The organism is Streptomyces sp. GB4-14, from assembly GCF_022696125.1.
Lineage (GTDB): Bacteria > Actinomycetota > Actinomycetes > Streptomycetales > Streptomycetaceae > Streptomyces > Streptomyces werraensis.
In genome coordinates this window covers 2,766,423-2,782,327 of sequence record NZ_RZHO01000002.1, presented here as the reverse complement: position 1 = coordinate 2,782,327, position 15,905 = coordinate 2,766,423, and the positions used below count along the sequence as shown (strand labels likewise).

15 protein-coding genes are annotated in these 15,905 nt (G+C 74.7%); 10 read left to right on the top strand and 5 right to left on the bottom strand.

The window, feature by feature from the left end; all coding sequences use genetic code 11:
* Positions 1 to 42: 42 nt before the first annotated feature.
* Together ELQ39_RS13815 and ELQ39_RS13810 are read right to left on the bottom strand one after the other, a co-directional pair.
* A complete protein-coding gene (locus ELQ39_RS13815; RefSeq protein ID WP_242592058.1) occupies positions 43 to 1,377 on the bottom strand; it encodes a PH domain-containing protein in 1,335 nt (444 codons plus the stop codon).
* Entirely contained in the window at positions 1,374 to 1,949 is a 576-nt protein-coding gene (locus tag ELQ39_RS13810; RefSeq protein ID WP_242592057.1) for a PH domain-containing protein, read from the bottom strand. The genes ELQ39_RS13815 and ELQ39_RS13810 overlap by 4 nt, the downstream gene beginning before the upstream one ends.
* 31 nt (positions 1,950 to 1,980) lie before the next feature.
* Here ELQ39_RS13810 and ELQ39_RS13805 point away from each other — a divergent pair, with 31 nt between their 5' ends.
* A complete protein-coding gene (locus ELQ39_RS13805) occupies positions 1,981 to 3,132 on the top strand; it encodes an NADH-quinone oxidoreductase subunit D (RefSeq protein ID WP_190004772.1) in 1,152 nt (383 codons plus the stop codon).
* Positions 3,133 to 3,135: 3 nt separating this feature from the next.
* On the opposite strand, the gene ELQ39_RS13800 is transcribed toward ELQ39_RS13805, so the two are convergent.
* The gene (locus tag ELQ39_RS13800; protein WP_242592056.1) at positions 3,136 to 4,155 is read right to left on the bottom strand and encodes an SAM-dependent methyltransferase; all 1,020 of its coding nucleotides are present in this window, start codon (positions 4,153 to 4,155) and stop codon (positions 3,136 to 3,138) included.
* A 150-nt stretch (positions 4,156 to 4,305) separates the two neighbouring features.
* Here ELQ39_RS13800 and ELQ39_RS13795 point away from each other — a divergent pair, with 150 nt between their 5' ends.
* The 3 genes from ELQ39_RS13795 (at position 4,306) to ELQ39_RS13785 (ending at position 6,907) form a co-directional block, all read left to right on the top strand.
* Positions 4,306 to 5,508, top strand: coding sequence for a sensor histidine kinase (locus tag ELQ39_RS13795; RefSeq protein WP_190004774.1), 1,203 nt, complete (start codon positions 4,306 to 4,308; stop codon positions 5,506 to 5,508).
* Positions 5,509 to 5,588: 80 nt separating this feature from the next.
* Positions 5,589 to 6,260 carry a response regulator transcription factor gene (locus ELQ39_RS13790; RefSeq protein WP_190004775.1) on the top strand — a complete coding sequence of 224 codons (672 nt, stop codon included), beginning with the start codon at positions 5,589 to 5,591 and terminating at the stop codon, positions 6,258 to 6,260.
* Positions 6,261 to 6,292: 32 nt separating this feature from the next.
* The gene (locus tag ELQ39_RS13785) at positions 6,293 to 6,907 is read left to right on the top strand and encodes an AAA family ATPase (protein WP_242592055.1); all 615 of its coding nucleotides are present in this window, start codon (positions 6,293 to 6,295) and stop codon (positions 6,905 to 6,907) included.
* A gap of 20 nt (positions 6,908 to 6,927) precedes the next feature.
* Here ELQ39_RS13785 and ELQ39_RS13780 read toward each other — a convergent pair whose 3' ends face one another.
* Both ELQ39_RS13780 and ELQ39_RS13775 read right to left on the bottom strand, forming a co-directional pair.
* A complete protein-coding gene (locus tag ELQ39_RS13780) occupies positions 6,928 to 8,034 on the bottom strand; it encodes a DUF5937 family protein (RefSeq protein WP_225640977.1) in 1,107 nt (368 codons plus the stop codon).
* A gap of 77 nt (positions 8,035 to 8,111) precedes the next feature.
* Positions 8,112 to 9,293, bottom strand: coding sequence for a threonine aldolase family protein (locus ELQ39_RS13775; protein ID WP_225625496.1), 1,182 nt, complete (start codon positions 9,291 to 9,293; stop codon positions 8,112 to 8,114).
* A 193-nt stretch (positions 9,294 to 9,486) separates the two neighbouring features.
* Between ELQ39_RS13775 and ELQ39_RS13770 the strand changes: the two genes are divergently transcribed.
* From ELQ39_RS13770 to ELQ39_RS13745, 6 genes are all read left to right on the top strand, one after another.
* A complete protein-coding gene (locus ELQ39_RS13770; RefSeq protein ID WP_242592054.1) occupies positions 9,487 to 10,434 on the top strand; it encodes a Rossmann-like and DUF2520 domain-containing protein in 948 nt (315 codons plus the stop codon).
* Positions 10,435 to 10,507: 73 nt separating this feature from the next.
* The gene (panC, locus tag ELQ39_RS13765) at positions 10,508 to 11,506 is read left to right on the top strand and encodes a pantoate--beta-alanine ligase (protein WP_242592053.1); all 999 of its coding nucleotides are present in this window, start codon (positions 10,508 to 10,510) and stop codon (positions 11,504 to 11,506) included.
* On the top strand, positions 11,503 to 13,206 hold the full coding sequence (locus tag ELQ39_RS13760; RefSeq protein WP_242592052.1) for an L-aspartate oxidase: 1,704 nt from the start codon (positions 11,503 to 11,505) through the stop codon (positions 13,204 to 13,206). The genes panC and ELQ39_RS13760 overlap by 4 nt, the downstream gene beginning before the upstream one ends.
* A 5-nt stretch (positions 13,207 to 13,211) precedes the next feature.
* On the top strand, positions 13,212 to 14,189 hold the full coding sequence (gene nadC, locus ELQ39_RS13755; RefSeq protein WP_190004782.1) for a carboxylating nicotinate-nucleotide diphosphorylase: 978 nt from the start codon (positions 13,212 to 13,214) through the stop codon (positions 14,187 to 14,189).
* Positions 14,190 to 14,197: 8 nt separating this feature from the next.
* Positions 14,198 to 14,995: a type III pantothenate kinase gene (locus ELQ39_RS13750; RefSeq protein WP_048459544.1), complete on the top strand. Its 798-nt coding sequence runs from the start codon at positions 14,198 to 14,200 to the stop codon at positions 14,993 to 14,995.
* Positions 14,996 to 15,273: 278 nt separating this feature from the next.
* Positions 15,274 to 15,879 (top strand): hypothetical protein, encoded by a 606-nt coding sequence (locus tag ELQ39_RS13745; RefSeq protein ID WP_242592051.1) that lies wholly within the window; start codon positions 15,274 to 15,276, stop codon positions 15,877 to 15,879.
* Positions 15,880 to 15,905 lie beyond the last annotated feature (26 nt).

Sequence of the window (15,905 nt, the reverse complement as noted above, 5' to 3'; positions counted from 1 at the left end):
GGCCCCCGCCCGGGCGGGGGCCCTCTCCCATGTCCGTGCCGGTCAGGCCATCCAGCGGTCCGGCAGGGCGTCCCTGCGCCCCGTGCGGGACCGTTCCGCCTGGGAGTGCAGCAGGGCCGCGGCCTCCTCGGCGGGGCGCAGACGGGCGGTCACGGTGCCGTTGGCGCCGGTGTCCACGTGGACGTCGGCGACCCCGTGCGCCCGCTGCCAGGGCCCCTGGGCGAGCCGTACGCTCTGCACCTTCGCGTGCGGCACCAGCGAGAGGCTGCGCCGCAGCAGACCGCGCCGGGAGGCGAACACCGCGTCCGTGACGGCGAGCCCGTGGCCCCGCCACCACACCGGAACGCACCACCGTGCGCCGCGCGGCGGGCGGGAGAACGCCTCGGGCGGGGGCACGGTCACCCCGGGCAGAACCCGCGCGACGACCGACTCGGCCATCGCGCGCGGGGCCACCGGCAGCAGCAGGGAGTTGGACGAGCCGGCCACGTCCAGCTCCACGCGCACCCAGCCCCGCCTCCGCCACAGCAGCGGCTCGACCAGCCGCACGGTCTGCACCCGGCCGGGCGGCACCGTCTCGTGCGCCCGGTCCAGCAGCCCGTGGTCGATGCGGAGGCCGTCGGGCGACTCGCCCAGCGTCCAGTCGTACTCGGCGACGAAGCGGCCCACGCTGCTCGCGCCCGCCGCGCCGAGCATCGGGACGCCGGCCGCGAGCACCGTCCACAGGCTGTGGGTGGCCGTCCACAGCAACGGCAGGGCGACGGCGGCGACCAGCAGCCAGACCCAGGTCGCCCCGGTCAGCAGCAGCGAGACGGCCAGCACGCCCGGCGGCACCCGCAGCATCTGCCGGGAGGGCGCCTCGCCCACCTCGTGAGCGCTCTCCGGGGCGAAGCCCGCCGCCCGCGCCAGCAGCTCCGCGCGCAGCGCCCGCGCCTCGCCCGCCCCGAGGAACGCCAGCTCGTCCTTCTTGTCGGTGCCTATGACGTCGAGTTTCAGCTTCGCCACGCCCGCGACCCGGGCCAGCAGCGGCTGGGTGACGTCGATGGCCTGGATCCGCTCCAGCCGGATGTGCGCGGTGCGCCGGAACAGCAGCCCGGTGCGCACCCGCAGCTCGCTGTCGGTCACCGCGAAGTGGGTGAACCACCAGCTCAGGAAGCCGTAGAGGGCGGCAGCCGGGATGAGCACGCCGAGCCCGACCAGCAGCGTGGTCGTGGTCAGCCGGGTGAGCTGACGCTGAGCGCCGTCGGGGTCGTGGACCGCCCAGCCCATCAGGACGGCCACCGGCGCCCACGCCCGCCGCAGCGGTGTGACGGGGTGCAGCCGCCGCTCGGTCACGGGCGGCCGGCCGGTCACGTCCTCCTGGACGCCGGGCGCGGTCACAGCCCCGCCGACCGGGCCTCGCCCAGCTCGGTGAGCCGGTCGCGCAGCCGTTCCGCCTCGGCCGGGTCGAGCCCGGGGATGGTCGCGTCGGTCGCCGCGGCGGCGGTGTGCAGCTGCACGCTGGCCAGCCCGAAGTGCCGTTCGACGGGCCCGGAGGTGACCTCCACGAGCTGCATCCGCCCGTACGGCACGACCGTCTCCTCGTGCCACAGCACGCCGCGGCTGATCAGCAGGTCGTCGGCGCGCTCGGCGTACCGCCAGGAGCGCCAGTTGCGCTCCAGCATCACCCAGCCCCACAGCAGCAGGGCCAGCGGGAGCACCGCGAAGGCTCCCCAGGCGGGCCCGGCCAGCAGGCCCGGCACCAGCGCGGTGGCCAGGGTCAGGAGCCCCAGCCACACCACCAGCAGCAGCCGCCGCATCGTCAGCAGCCCGGGCGGCAGCGCGCGCCAGACCGGCTCCGCGCCGGCGTCCGGCTCGGTGCCGGCGTCCGGCGCCGGTACGTCCGCCGTCGCAGGCGTGGGCGTCCCCTGCGCGTCCGCTGTCCCCGTGTCGTGCGGGCTCCCCGTCTCCATGGGGCCAGCGTACGTAGGACAGACTGTGTCCATGACTCCTACGACGGAGACCATGGTCGGAATCGGCGGCGCGGCGGAGAGCACCGACATGGTGCTCAACATCGGCCCGCAGCACCCGTCCACGCACGGCGTGCTGCGGCTGAAGCTGGTGCTGGACGGTGAGCGGATCGTCCGCGCGGAGCCCGTGATCGGCTACATGCACCGGGGCGCGGAGAAGCTGTTCGAGGCCCGCGACTACCGGCAGATCATCGTGCTGGCCAACCGGCACGACTGGCTGTCGGCGTTCTCCAACGAGCTGGGCGTCGTCCTCGCCGTGGAGCGGATGCTCGGCATGGAGGTCCCGGAGCGAGCGGTGTGGCTGCGCACGCTGCTCGCCGAGCTGAACCGGGTGCTCAACCACCTGATGTTCCTCGGCTCCTATCCGCTGGAGCTCGGCGGCATCACCCCGATCTTCTACGCCTTCACCGAGCGCGAGAAGCTCCAGCACGTCATGGAGGAGGTCTCCGGCGGGCGTATGCACTACATGTTCAACCGCGTCGGCGGCCTCAAGGAGGATCTCCCCGCCGGCTGGACGGGACGCGCGCGTGCCGCGGTCGCCGACGTGCGCTCGCGCATGGACCGCTTCGACGACCTGGTGCTCGGCAACGAGATCTTCCGCGGCCGCACCCGGGGCGTCGGCGCGCTGTCCGCGGAGGCGGTGCACGCGTACGGGGTGAGCGGGCCGATCGGGCGCGCCTCCGGGGTCGACTTCGACCTGCGCCGCGACGAGCCGTACCTGGCCTACGGCGAGCTGGGCGACGTGCTGAGGGTGGTCACCCGCGAGGAGGGCGACTGCCTCGCCCGCTTCGAGTGCCTGCTGGAGCAGACGCACAACTCCCTGGACCTCGCCGACGCCTGCCTCGACCGGCTGGCGGAGCTGCCGCCCGGCCCGGTCAACCAGCGGCTCCCGAAGGTCCTCAAGGCGCCGGAGGGCCACACGTACGCGTGGACGGAGAACCCGCTCGGCATCAACGGCTACTACCTCGTCAGCAAGGGCGAGAAGACGCCGTACCGGCTGAAGCTTCGCTCGGCGTCGTACAACAACATCCAGGCGCTCACCGAGCTGCTGCCGGGCACGCTGGTCGCGGACATGGTGGCCATCCTGGGGTCGATGTTCTTCGTCGTCGGTGACATCGACAAGTAGCCGTCACTCGGCCAGGACGTCCCCGACGCCCACCGGCTGCACCAGCCACCCGAAGTCGCCGAGGCCGCCCGGCGCGGTCAGCTCGGCGGCCTCCCCGGCGGCGGCGAGGGCGCGGACGTAGCCGGCCGGGTCGCTGCTCGCCCGGGACAGCGGAGGACGCCCGCCCGTGACGCCCAGGGCGCGCAGGGCGTCCCGCTGGGTCAGCAGGCGCGTGCCGGGCAGGGCGGGGGCGGCGGCGCAGGCGTCCAGCGCGACGTGCGCCGTGAGGTCGCGGGTGCCGTCCGGCACGGGCGCGGTCTCCCGGCCCTCCCGGAACGCGGTCAGCGTCCCGAACGGCGGGCGCGCGCCGACGGTGTGCGCGTAGTCCACGGCGACGGCGGCGCCGCGCGCGAGCGTGCCGACGGCCGCGGTCCAGGCGTGGTCCCGGGGACGTCCGATCTCCGCGCGCAGGCCCTCCTCGGGCGGCAGTGTCCACCACCGGTCCAGCCACCCGGCGTCCGCGCCGGCGACCGGCTCCCCGAGCCGCTCGGCGCCGTCCGCCCGCACCAGCACGTACCGGGGGGTGCCGGACGCGTCCACCTCGGCGACGTCCAGCGGCACGTTGTCCAGCCACTCGTTGGCGAACAGCAGCCCCGTGACGCCCTCGGGCGGCTCGTCCCGCCACACGATCCGGTCGTCCAGCCCCTGGGGGCGCGCGGCCAGTTCGACGGCGTACGGATGCACGCGGGCCGACACGTCCGCGGGGAGCGCCCCCAGCACCCCGGTGACCAGTTCGCCCCGTCCGGCCGCCATGTCCACGAAGTCCAGCGCGGGCGGGCGGCCCAGTGCCTCGTCGACCCGGCACAGCAGCAGCGCCACGGCACGCGCGTACAGCGGGGAGGCGTGCACGGACGTCCGGAAGTGGGCGGCCGGGCCCGCGCCGGGGCGGCGGTAGAAGCCGTCCGGGCCGTACAGGGCCTCCTGGGCCGCCTCCCGCCAGCCGCGGAAACCGTCCTTCGCCGTCCCCGTCGTACCCGCCGTCACCGCTGCCCCGCGTCCGCCGTCGCCGTCGTCACCGGGCCAGGCTACGTGCGCGCGCCGGACGGCCCTCCACCTTGCGGAGTACACGCGGCGCGAGGGGATCGGCCCTCCGGTTGACCCCTGCACGCATTTCGCTTCCCTACGCTGGGTTACGTGCAGCGCCTCTATGACTTCCTCCGCAGGCACCCGACGTGGGTCGACGGCTTCTGGGCCGTGATCCTGTTCGGGATCTCGGTGCTCGGCGGAGCGAGCGTCGAGGAGGGGCGGGGCACCGACCTGCAGGCCCTCATCGTGCCGGTGATGCTCCTGCTGTCCGTGGTGGTGGCGCTGCGCCGCAGGATGCCGGAGCGGATGCTGCTCCTCGCCCTGGTCGTCGGTCTCGGCCAGCTCGTCCTCGACGTCCCCACGGGGCCCGCGGACTTCGCGCTGCTGGTGATCGTGTACACGGTCGCGGCCGTCGGCGCCCGCTGGGCCTCCCGTCTCGCGCTGACCGCCGGTCTGTGCGCCGCCCCGCTCGCGCAGCTGCGCTGGCCCAGCCCGCAGGCGAGCACGGCCGAGAACGTCGCCCTGTCGGTCATCCTGGCCGTGCCGTTCGCCCTGGCCTGGGTGCTCGGCGACTCCATACGCACCCGCCGCGCCTACTTCGCCCAGCTGGAGGAGCGGGCCGCCCGGCTGGAGAAGGAGCGCGAGGCGCAGGCCAAGGTCGCGGTCGCCGCCGAACGCGCCCGGATAGCCCGCGAGCTGCACGACGTGGTCGCGCACAACGTGTCGGTCATGGTGGTGCAGGCCGACGGCGCCGCCTACGTCCTCGACGCGGCGCCCGACCAGGCCAAGAAGGCCCTCGAGACCATCTCCACCACCGGCCGCCAGGCCCTCGCCGAGATGCGCCGCCTGCTGGGCGTGCTGCGCACCGGCGAGCACCAGGAGGCGGGGGAGTACGTGCCGCAGCCGGGGCTCCAGCAGATCGAGGACCTGATCGAGCAGTGCCGGGAGTCCGGACTGCCCGTGGACTTCAAGGTGGAGGGCACCTCGCGGGAACTGCCCCGCGGCGTCGAGCTGACCGCCTACCGCATCGTGCAGGAGGCGCTGACCAACACCCGCAAGCACGGCGGCCCCAACGCGGGCGCCAGTGTGCGCCTGGTCTACTTCGACGACGGGCTGGGCCTGCTGGTGGAGGACGACGGCAAGGGCGCCCCGCACGAGCTGTACGAGGAGGGCGGTTTCGACGGCCAGGGACACGGCCTGATCGGCATGCGCGAGCGGGTCGGCATGGTGGGCGGAACGCTGGACGCCGGACCGCGGCCGGGCGGAGGATTCCGCATCAGCGCGCTGCTGCCGCTCAAACCGGCGCATTGACCCACACGCACGCCCCTGGTGACACCTGTCACGCCCCTGTGGCACCCGATGACCGAGACGAACCGACGGAAGAGGCCCCGATGACGATCCGCGTGATGCTCGTCGACGACCAGGTGCTGCTGCGCACCGGTTTCCGGATGGTGCTCGCCGCCCAGCCGGACATGGAGGTCGTCGCGGAGGCGGGCAACGGCGTGGAGGCCCTGGAGGTGCTGCGGACCACCTCCGTCGACGTGGTGCTCATGGACGTCCGCATGCCGAAGCTGGACGGCGTGGAGGCCACCCGCCGGATCTGCGCCGACACCGACCCGCCGAAGGTGCTCATCCTGACCACCTTCGACCTCGACGAGTACGCCTTCTCCGGACTGAAGGCGGGCGCGTCCGGCTTCATGCTCAAGGATGTGCCGCCCGGCGAACTGCTCACCGCGATCCGCGCCGTGCACAGCGGCGACGCCGTGGTGGCCCCCTCCACCACCCGCCGGCTCCTCGACCGGTTCGCGCCGATGCTGCCCAGCAGCGGCAAGCGGCCCGAGCACAAGGAGCTGGAGCGGCTCACCGAACGCGAGCGGGAGGTCATGGTGCTGGTCGCACAGGGCCTGTCCAACGGGGAGATCGCGTCCCGGCTGGTGCTGTCCGAGGCGACCGTGAAGACGCACGTGGGCCGCATCCTCACCAAGCTGGGGCTGCGCGACCGGGTGCAGGTGGTCGTCCTCGCCTACGAGACGGGTCTGGTGCGGGCCGGCGGACACGGCTGAGCGGCGCCCCGGCCCCCGGTAGGGTGCCGCGCATGCTCCTGTGGATCAACGGCCCCTTCGGGGGCGGCAAGACACAGACCGCACACGAGATACGCCGGCGTCTGCCGGGCAGCGTCGTCTGCGACCCCGAGCAGCCCGGCTTCGGCCTCCACCGCATGCTGCCGCCTGAACTGCGCGGTGACTTCCAGGACCTGAGGGCCTGGCGGCAGGGCGTCGTGGAGGTCCTGGACCTCGCCCTGACCCGGCGCGAGGGCGTGGTGATCGCGCCGATGACCGTCACCGACCCCGGCTACTTCGCCGAGACGGTGGGACGGCTGCGCGAACTGGGGCATGACGTACGGCACTTCACCCTGCTCGCCGAGCGGGAGACAGTGCTGCGGCGGCTGCGGGAACGTGGGCTCGGGCATCTGGTCGGCGGCGGGCTCCGGCGGGAGAGCTGGGCGGCCGAGCGGCTCGACGACTGCCTGGAGCGGCTCGCGGAGCCGGAGTTCGCCGAGCATCTGTGGACCGACCACAGCACCGTGCCGAAGACGGCCGACCGGATCGCCGTCCTCGCCGGCCTCACCCTGCGCCCCAACCACGAGGGCCGGCTGCGCACCCGGCTCCGCCAGACGGGCGTGGGACTGCGGCACATCCGCCTCGGCTGAACGCCGGGCCTCCCGCGCGCTCACCGCAGGATGCCCTCCAGGAAGTCGCTGCCGAGACGGGCCACGACCGTCACGTCCAACTGGTGCAGGACGTACCGGCCGCGGCGGCGGGTGGTGATCAGGCCCGCCTTCTTCAGCACGCCCAGGTGCCGGGATATCTCCGGCGCGGTCATGCCGTGCATCTGCACCAGCTCGCCGGTGGTGTACGCGCTGCGGGCCAGGTGGCGGCACATGCGCATACGGACCGGGTGGGACAGCGCGGTCATCCGCAGGGCGAGCTGCTCGACCGTCGGCGGGGCTGCCATGTCGGGGGATCCGGCCGGGTAGTGCAGCACGGGCTGCCAGCCGTGCCTGTGCAGCACCTGAAGGTGCGGTCGGCCGAGGCTGGTGGGGATCAGCAGCAGCCCGCCGTCCCCGGTCGCGGTGCGGCCGTCGCCCAGCTTGTCCACGGTGATCCGGCCCGCCGCCTCGTCCAGCGTCACGGCGGACGACACCGACGTCAGCGCCTCTCCCAGCCCTTTGCGCCGCAGCAGGTCCGTCTTGAGGCGGGCGTCCGCGGCGAGCTGGTGCCGCAGCCGGGACCACGCCTCCGCGAAGAACGCCTCGTCGCAGTCCTGGAGGAACTGCCGCAGCCACGCCCTGGTGCGCGGCGGGTCGGCCAGCAGGCGCTCGGTGAACAGCAGCTGCCGCGGCCCCCGCGCGGCGGCCAGTTCCAGCGAGCGGCGGCGCACCCCCTCGTCGCCGAGCGGTCCGCGACCGGGCGCGTCGTAGGGGGGCGCGCAGGTGAACTCCAGGGCGGCGTCCACGAACTGCTCGTCCGACAGCTTGTCCAGCAGGTCCAGCTCCCCGGCGAGCGAGTCGCCCGGCAGCGTCCGGCGGCCCGGCATCCCGGCGCAGGGCAGGAACAGGTCGGAGAACGTCGTCCGCCACAGGAAGTCCGCCTCGCACATCCGGTCCGCGAGATGCGGGTCCAGGCGTGCGGTCACCCCCGTCACCCAGGCCTGGAGGCCGGGGTGGTGGGCCGGCTCGGACAGCGCGTGCAGCGCCATGCCCAGCTCGGCCAGCGGAGAGATCACGACGGCGATCCGCTCCGGCCGCAGCCCCGTGATGTCGATGTGCACGCCCATGCCCACATGGTGCACCCGGCCACCGACACCGGGCCCCGAACCGACGTCGGCCGTCGGCCGGGGACCCGGGGCGCGAGCTACGCGCCGGTCAGGCGGCGGGCGAAGTCCGTGGCCGCCTCGCGGACGTCGTCGGCAGTCCACTCCAGGGCCGCGGCGCGGACGTAGACCTCGGTGACGGTCAGGCCGGGCCCCTTCGGGTCCCAGTGGTTCGCGAACAGCATCGTCCCGGTCTCCTCACCCGCCTCGATCGCGGTCTCCGCCACGAACTCCGTCCCGTACGGCAGCCACACCTGGAAGTCGTAGGTGTGCGGCACCTCGGGGTGCACGCGGAACCAGGGCAGCCCCCCTGCTTCCAGGCCCTCGCGCAGCGCGGCGGCCACCACGCGCGCGTGGCGGACGTACTCCGGCAGCCGGGGCAGCTCCCGGTCGAGGCCGATCAGCGCGGACAGCGCGGTCGGGAACTGCTGGAACACCGCGCCCCCGTAGCGGTGCCGCCAGGTCTTCGCCTCCTCGACCAGCGAGGCGGGTCCGGCGAGGGCCGCGCCGCCGAAGGCGTCGAGGGACTTGTAGAAGGACACGTAGACGCTGTCCGCGAGGCCCGCGATCTCCTCCAAGGGCTTCCCGAAGTGCTCGGTGCACTCCCACAGCCGCGCCCCGTCGAAGTGGACGACCGCGTCGCGTTCCCGCGCGGCCTCCACCACCCCGGTCAGCTCGTCCCAGGTGGGCAGCACGAACCCGGCGTCCCTGAGGGGCAGTTCCAGCATCAGCGCGCCGAAGGGTTCCTCGAAGCCGCGGACCTCCTCGGCGGTGGGCAGCCGCGGCTCGTTCGCGAACCGCACCGGGCGCAGGCCGCTGACCTGGCTGAACGCGTTCCGCTCGTACACCTCCGGGTGGCTCAGCGGGTGCAGCGCCACCGCCGGGTTCCCGGTGCGGCCGGCCCAGCAGCGCAGGGCCACCTGCTGCGCCATCGTGCCGGTCGGGAAGAAGGCGGCGGCCTCCGTGCCGAGCAGCTGCGCCACCCGCCGCTCCAGGGCCTCCACGACCCCGTTGCCGTAGATGTCCGCGGTCTCGTCCAGGTCGTAGGCGTCGCCCGCCGCTTCCAGCAGCGCCAGCCGCTCCCTGAGCGGGGCGAGGAAGCCGAGGCGCGCCAGCACGCGCGGGGCGTTCCGCCAGGCCGCGATGCGTCGTTCACGCGGTGTGGGCGCGGCGGCCTCCTCCGTCGTCGGTTCCGTGCCGTCGTGCTCCGCCGTGTCAGTCATGCCCGTGATCATCCCCCGCCCCCTCCGCGCGGTCACCCCCGAATCCGTACGAACGCCAGGGCGTGGACGGTCCGTCGTGTCCACGGAAACCCACAGCCTGTGGACAACCGGTGGCCGCCGGAACCGATCGCGTTAACATGACGAGAAATCGTCCGGTACCCCGAGCGGACTGGAACGGGAAGGCCGCCGTCGCGTGAACACAACCCCACAGCCCGATCCCCGGGACCGCCCCGCGCGGCTCACGGTCGGCGTCGTAGGCGCCGGACGTGTGGGCCCCGCCCTCGCCGCGTCCCTGCAGCTCGCCGGGCACCGCCCGGTGGCCGTCTCCGCCGTCTCCGACGCCTCCCGCAGGCGCGCCGAGGAGATGCTGCCGGACGTGCCGGTGGTGCCGCCCGCGGAGGTGCTGGAGCGGTCCGAGCTGGTGCTGCTCACCGTCCCCGACGACGCCCTGCCCGAACTGGTCACCGGACTCGCCGAGACCGGCGCCGTGCGCCCCGGCCAGCTCCTCGTGCACACCTCCGGGCGTTACGGCGCGAAGGTCCTCGACCCCGCCCTGCGCGCGGGCGCGCTGCCGCTCGCCCTGCACCCGGCGATGACGTTCACCGGCACCCCCGTGGACGTGCAGCGGCTCGCCGGATGCTCCTTCGGCGTCACCGCGCCCGACGAGCTGCGGCTGGCCGCCGAGGCGCTGGTCATCGAGATGGGCGGCGAGCCCGAGTGGATCGCCGAGGAGAACCGCCCGCTCTACCACGCGGCCCTCGCCCTGGGCGCCAACCACCTGGTCACCCTGGTGGCCCAGTCCCTGGAGCTGCTGCGCACCGCGGGCGTCGGCGCCCCCGACCGGATGCTCGGCCCGCTGCTCGGCGCCGCCCTCGACAACGCCCTGCGCTCCGGCGACGCGGCCCTCACCGGACCGGTCGCCCGGGGCGACGCCGGCACGGTCGCGGCGCATATCGCCGAGTTGCGCGAGCACGCACCCGGGACCGTCGCCGGATACCTGGCCATGGCCCGCGCCACCGCCGACCGCGCCCTCGCCCACGGGCTGCTGAAGCCGGAGCTCGCCGAGCCCCTCCTCGGGGTGCTCGCCAGCCCGTCCGACGCGGCCGCCGGCCCCGGAGAGACCCCGGGGGACGCGACATGAGCGGCGCCGCCCGCACCTCCCGCCCCCACCCCACCCGTACGCCCCCGCGCGCGTCCCGGAACGGAGCCGCCCGATGACCGCCTCCCTGCTGCGCACCGCCGCCGACCTGCGGGCCCGCGCGCGTGTCGGCCGCCGTGCCGTCGTGATGACCATGGGCGCGCTGCACGAGGGCCACGCCACGCTGATCCGCACCGCCCGGAGGATCGCGGGACCCGAGGGCGAGGTCGTCGTCACCGTCTTCGTCAACCCGCTGCAGTTCGGCGCCGGCGAGGACCTGGACCGCTACCCGCGCACCCTGGACGCCGACGTCGAGCTGGCCGGGAAGTCCGGCGCGGACGCCGTGTTCGCCCCGTCCGTCGACGAGGTCTACCCCGGCGGCGAACCCCAGGTGAGGATCAGCGCCGGCCCCATGGGCGAGCGGCTGGAGGGCGCCTCCCGCCCCGGCCACTTCGACGGCATGCTCACCGTCGTGGCGAAGCTGCTGCACCTCACCCGCCCCGACGTCGCTCTCTACGGGCAGAAGGACGCCCAGCAGCTCGCCCTGATCCGGCGCATGGTGCGCGACCTGAACTTCGGGGTGGAGATCGTCGGTGTCCCCACCGTCCGCGAGGAGGACGGGCTCGCCCTGTCCAGCCGCAACCGCTACCTCTCGCCCGCCGAGCGGCGCACCGCGCTCGCCCTGTCGCAGGCCCTGTTCGCGGGCCGCGACCGGCACGCCGCGCAGGAGGCGCTGCGCGCCCGCGCCCGCGAGGTGCCCGCCACGCGCGCGCGTGCCGAGGCGCTCAGCGCGATCGGCGAGTCCCGCGCCGCCGCCGACGCGCACGCCGTCGCCACCACCGCCGGCGGGCCCGCCGCGGTCCGTGCCGCCGCCCGCCTGGTGCTGGACGAGGCCGCCCGCCTCGACCCGCCGCTGCGGCTGGACTACCTGGCGCTGGTCGACCCGTCCGACTTCACCGAGATCGGCGACGACTTCACCGGCGAGGCCGTCCTGGCGGTCGCCGCGCGCGTGGGCTCCACCCGGCTGATCGACAACCTCCCCCTGACCTTCGGAACGTTCGGAGACGCCTCGTGACCACTACAGGCATACGGCTGCACGCCCCCGCCCCGGGGTGGTCCATCGACGCGGACGTCGTGGTCGTCGGCTCCGGCGTCGCCGGGCTCACCGCCGCCCTGCGCTGCGAGGCCGCGGGACTCACCACCGTGGTGGTCACCAAGGCGCGCCTCGACGACGGCTCGACCCGCTGGGCGCAGGGCGGCATCGCCGCGGCCCTCGGCGAGGGCGACACCCCCCAGCAGCACCTCGACGACACCCTGGTCGCAGGCGCGGGCCTGTGCGACGAGGAGGCGGTGCGCATCCTGGTCACCGAGGGCCCCGACGCCGTACGGCGGCTCATCGCGACCGGCGCGCAGTTCGACGAGTCCACCGACGGCGGCCTGGAACTCACCCGCGAGGGCGGCCACCACCGGCGCCGCATCGCCCACGCGGGCGGCGACGCCACCGGCGCGGAGATCTCCCGCGCCCTGGTCGAGGCGGTCCGCGCGCGAGGGCTCCGCACGATCGAGAACGCGCTCGTCCTGGACCTGCTCACCGACGCCGAGGGCCGCACCGCCGGCGTCACCCTGCACGTCATGGGAGAGGGCCAGCACGACGGCGTGGGCGCGGTCCACGCGCCCGCCGTGGTGCTCGCCACCGGCGGCATGGGCCAGGTGTTCTCCGCGACCACCAACCCGGCCGTCTCCACCGGTGACGGCGTCGCCCTCGCCCTGCGCGCGGGCGCCGAGGTGAGCGACCTGGAGTTCGTCCAGTTCCACCCCACGGTGCTGTTCCTCGGCCCGGACGCGGAGGGCCAGCAGCCGCTGGTCTCCGAGGCGGTGCGCGGTGAGGGCGCCCACCTGGTGGACGCCGACGGCGTGCGCTTCATGCTGGGGCAGCACGAGCTGGCCGAGCTGGCGCCCCGCGACGTCGTCGCCAAGGGCATCGTGCGCCGCATGCTGGACAACGACGCCGAGCACATGTACCTCGACGCCCGGCACTTCGGCGCCGAGATGTGGGAGCACCGCTTCCCGACGATCCTGGCCGCCTGCCGCGCCCACGGCATCGACCCCGTCACCCAGCCCGTGCCGGTCGCCCCGGCCGCCCACTACGCCTCCGGCGGCGTCCGCACCGACTCCCGCGGCCGCACCACCGTGCCGGGGCTGTACGCGTGCGGGGAGGTCGCCTGCACCGGCGTGCACGGCGCCAACCGGCTCGCGTCCAACTCGCTCCTCGAGGGCCTGGTCTACGCCGAGCGCATCGCCGCCGACATCGCCGCCACCGGCCTCCACACGCGCGTGCCGCAGCCGCTGCCCACGGCGGAGCGCCCCGCGCACCCGCTGCTCCCGCCCGAGGCGCGCTTCGCCATCCAGCGGATCATGACCCGCGGCGCGGGCGTGCTGCGCTCCGAGGCGTCCCTCGCCGAGGCCGCCGACCGTCTGCACCGGCTGCACGCCGACGCGCGCGACGCCCTCGACGAGAACGGCAAGACCGCTGAGCCGGGCGTCGACACCTGGGAGGCCACCAACCTGCTGTGCGTCGCCCGTGTGCTCGTGGCGGCGGCCCGGCAGCGCGAGGAGACCCGCGGCTGCCACTGGCGCGAGGACCGTCCCGAGCGCGACGACACGGCATGGCGCCGCCACATCGTCGTACGGCTGAATCCCGACCGATCGCTGGCGGTGCGCACCACCGACACCACAGACTTCCCCCCGACCCTCCCCCAGGCCCAGGAGCAGTGACAGCAGTGACCACCCCCGACCTTCCCCTCGTCTCCTCCGGCGGCTGTGGCGACGGCTGTGCCTGCGGCGCGGGCGAGGAGGACGCCTACCTGGAGTGCGGGCTCGACCCCGCGCTCGCCCAGCTCCTTGCCGACGCGGGGCTCGACCCCGTCGAGGTCGAGGACATCGCCAACGTGGCCCTCCAGGAGGACCTGGCGCACGGCGTGGACGTGACCACGGTCGCGACCATCCCCGAGGACGCCGTCGCCACCGCCGACTTCACCGCCCGCGAGGCGGGCACGGTGGCCGGCCTGCGGGTCGCCGAGGCGGTCATGTCGATCGTCTGCACCGAGGAGTTCGAGGTCGAGCGGCACGTGGAGGACGGCGACCGCGTGGAGGCCGGCCAGGTCCTGCTGTCGGTCACCACCCGCACCCGCGACCTCCTCACCGCCGAGCGCAGCGCGCTGAACCTGCTGTGCCGCCTGTCCGGCATCGCGACCGCCACGCGCGCGTGGGCGGACGCGCTGGAGGGCACCAAGGCGAAGGTGCGCGACACCCGCAAGACCACGCCGGGGCTGCGCAGCCTGGAGAAGTTCGCGGTGCGCTGCGGCGGCGGCGTGAACCACCGCATGTCCCTGTCGGACGCGGCGCTGGTCAAGGACAACCACGTGGTGGCCGCCGGCGGCGTCGCGCAGGCCTTCAAGGCCGTACGCGAGCGCTTCCCCGACGTCCCGATCGAGGTCGAGGTCGACACCCTGCACCAGCTCCGCGAGGTGCTGGACGCGGGCGCCGACCTGATCCTGCTGGACAACTTCACGCCCGTCGAGTGCGAGGAGGCGGTCGCCCTCGTCGACGGCCGCGCGGCGCTGGAGGCGTCCGGTCGCCTCACCCTGGCCAACGCCAAGGCGTACGCCGACACGGGCGTCGACTACCTCGCCGTGGGCGCCCTGACCCACTCCTCGCCGATCCTCGACATCGGCCTCGACCTGCGCGCTGCGGAGTAGGACCGGCCATGCTGCTGACCATCGACGTGGGCAACACGCACACCGTTCTCGGCCTGTTCGACGGCGACGAGATCGTCGAGCACTGGCGCATCTCCACGGACGCGCGGCGCACGGCGGACGAGCTGGCCGTGCTCCTCCAGGGCCTGATGGGCATGCACCCGCTGCTGGGCGAGGAGCTGGGCGACGGCATCGACGGCATCGCCATCTGCGCGACCGTCCCGTCCGTGCTGCACGAACTGCGCGAGGTCACCCGCCGCTACTACGGCGACGTGCCCGCGGTCCTCGTGGAGCCGGGCGTGAAGACGGGCGTGCCGATCCAGTTCGACAACCCCAAGGAGGTCGGCGCCGACCGCATCATCAACGCGGTCGCCGCCAACGAGCTGTACGGCGGCCCGGCGATCGTCGTCGACTTCGGCACGGCGACGACGTTCGACGCGGTCTCCGCGCGCGGGGAGTACGTCGGCGGGGTCATCGCGCCCGGCATCGAGATCTCGGTCGAGGCGCTCGGCGTCAAGGCCGCCCAGCTCCGCAAGATCGAGGTGGCCCGCCCGCGCACGGTGATCGGCAAGAACACGGTCGCGGCGATGCAGTCCGGCATCGTCTACGGCTTCGCCGGCCAGGTCGACGGCGTGGTCAACCGGATGGCGCGGGAACTGGCCGACGACCCGGACGACGTCACGGTCATCGCCACGGGCGGTCTCGCCCCGATGGTCCTGGGCGAGGCGACGGTCATCGACGAGCACGAACCCTGGCTGACCCTGATCGGCCTCCGCCTGGTCTACGAGCGGAACGTGTCCCGCATGTAGCACCCGCTCCCGCGGGCCGCACCCTGCCCGCCCCGGGCGGCAGCGGGGTGCGGCGTCCCGCGCTGCGGCCACGCGCTCGTGCGGCCCGGCTGCCCGCCCGCCTCCTGCCCGCGGGCGCACGGCGGCCCCACGTGGGGCCGCCGTGCGGCTTCACCCGGTGTCTTCGGCGGGCTGTCCACCTGCGCCGGGCTGCCCCGCACCCCGCCCACCCGGGTGGTGGGCGCGCCACACTGGCGATCTTTGTGCGGATTTGTCTGATTAGCGCGTATCGTCGCAGCATGCCCACGCCCTACGGATCCCGCGGCGGCCTGGCGTTCGGTGCACAGGAGCTGCGTGTGCTCCGCCGCGCCCTCGCCCTCGCCCTGCACCCCAGCCCGGCCACGGCCGACGACGTCCAGGACTGCCTGCGCCTCGCCGCGTCCCTCGACGAGGCGACGCGCGAAAGCGCCCGGCTGCGCGCCTTTCTGGTGGCCGATCTCGGCCGCTACCGCGCCGCCCTCCCCGGCACCGCCGCCGGCTACCTCGCGCTGCTGGAGGAGGCGCTGGGCGCCGGATACCGGCCGCAGCCGGACGATCTGGCCGCCCTGCGCGCCCTGCGCGGCAACCCCACCGCCGCCGCCCTGCTGCGGCACTGCGAGCGTGTCCGGCTGACCGCCCTGCCCGGGGGCCTGGCCTCCGCGGGCCAGGGCCAGGAGGAGCGCACGGAGCCGGAGAAGAAGCCCGGGGAGCGGCCCTCGACGCCCCACCCGGCGCCGAACCCGAGTCCCGAGCCCGCCCCGGGCGCCCCCCGCCCGACCCGTCGGCCCGTGCCCACCCCCGGCGAGGTCTTCCCCCGGCGCAAACCCGCCACGCCCCCGCCGGACCAGCACCTGGCCGCCGGCTGACCCGCCTGCCTGGCTACCCTGGACGC

Bases quoted from the DNA above. Each gene is read 5' to 3' on its own strand.
- panC (WP_242592053.1), top strand. From the start codon at position 10,508: ATGACCGCCTCCCTGCTGCGCACCGCCGCCGACCTGCGGGCCCGCGCG.
- ELQ39_RS13785 (WP_242592055.1), top strand. From the start codon at position 6,293: ATGCTCCTGTGGATCAACGGCCCCTTCGGGGGCGGCAAGACACAGACC.
- ELQ39_RS13750 (WP_048459544.1), top strand. From the start codon at position 14,198: ATGCTGCTGACCATCGACGTGGGCAACACGCACACCGTTCTCGGCCTG.
- ELQ39_RS13780 (WP_225640977.1), bottom strand. From the start codon at position 8,034: ATGGGCGTGCACATCGACATCACGGGGCTGCGGCCGGAGCGGATCGCC.
- ELQ39_RS13745 (WP_242592051.1), top strand. From the start codon at position 15,274: ATGCCCACGCCCTACGGATCCCGCGGCGGCCTGGCGTTCGGTGCACAG.
- ELQ39_RS13810 (WP_242592057.1), bottom strand. From the start codon at position 1,949: ATGGAGACGGGGAGCCCGCACGACACGGGGACAGCGGACGCGCAGGGG.
- ELQ39_RS13775 (WP_225625496.1), bottom strand. From the start codon at position 9,293: ATGACTGACACGGCGGAGCACGACGGCACGGAACCGACGACGGAGGAG.
- ELQ39_RS13805 (WP_190004772.1), top strand. From the start codon at position 1,981: ATGACTCCTACGACGGAGACCATGGTCGGAATCGGCGGCGCGGCGGAG.
- ELQ39_RS13790 (WP_190004775.1), top strand. From the start codon at position 5,589: ATGACGATCCGCGTGATGCTCGTCGACGACCAGGTGCTGCTGCGCACC.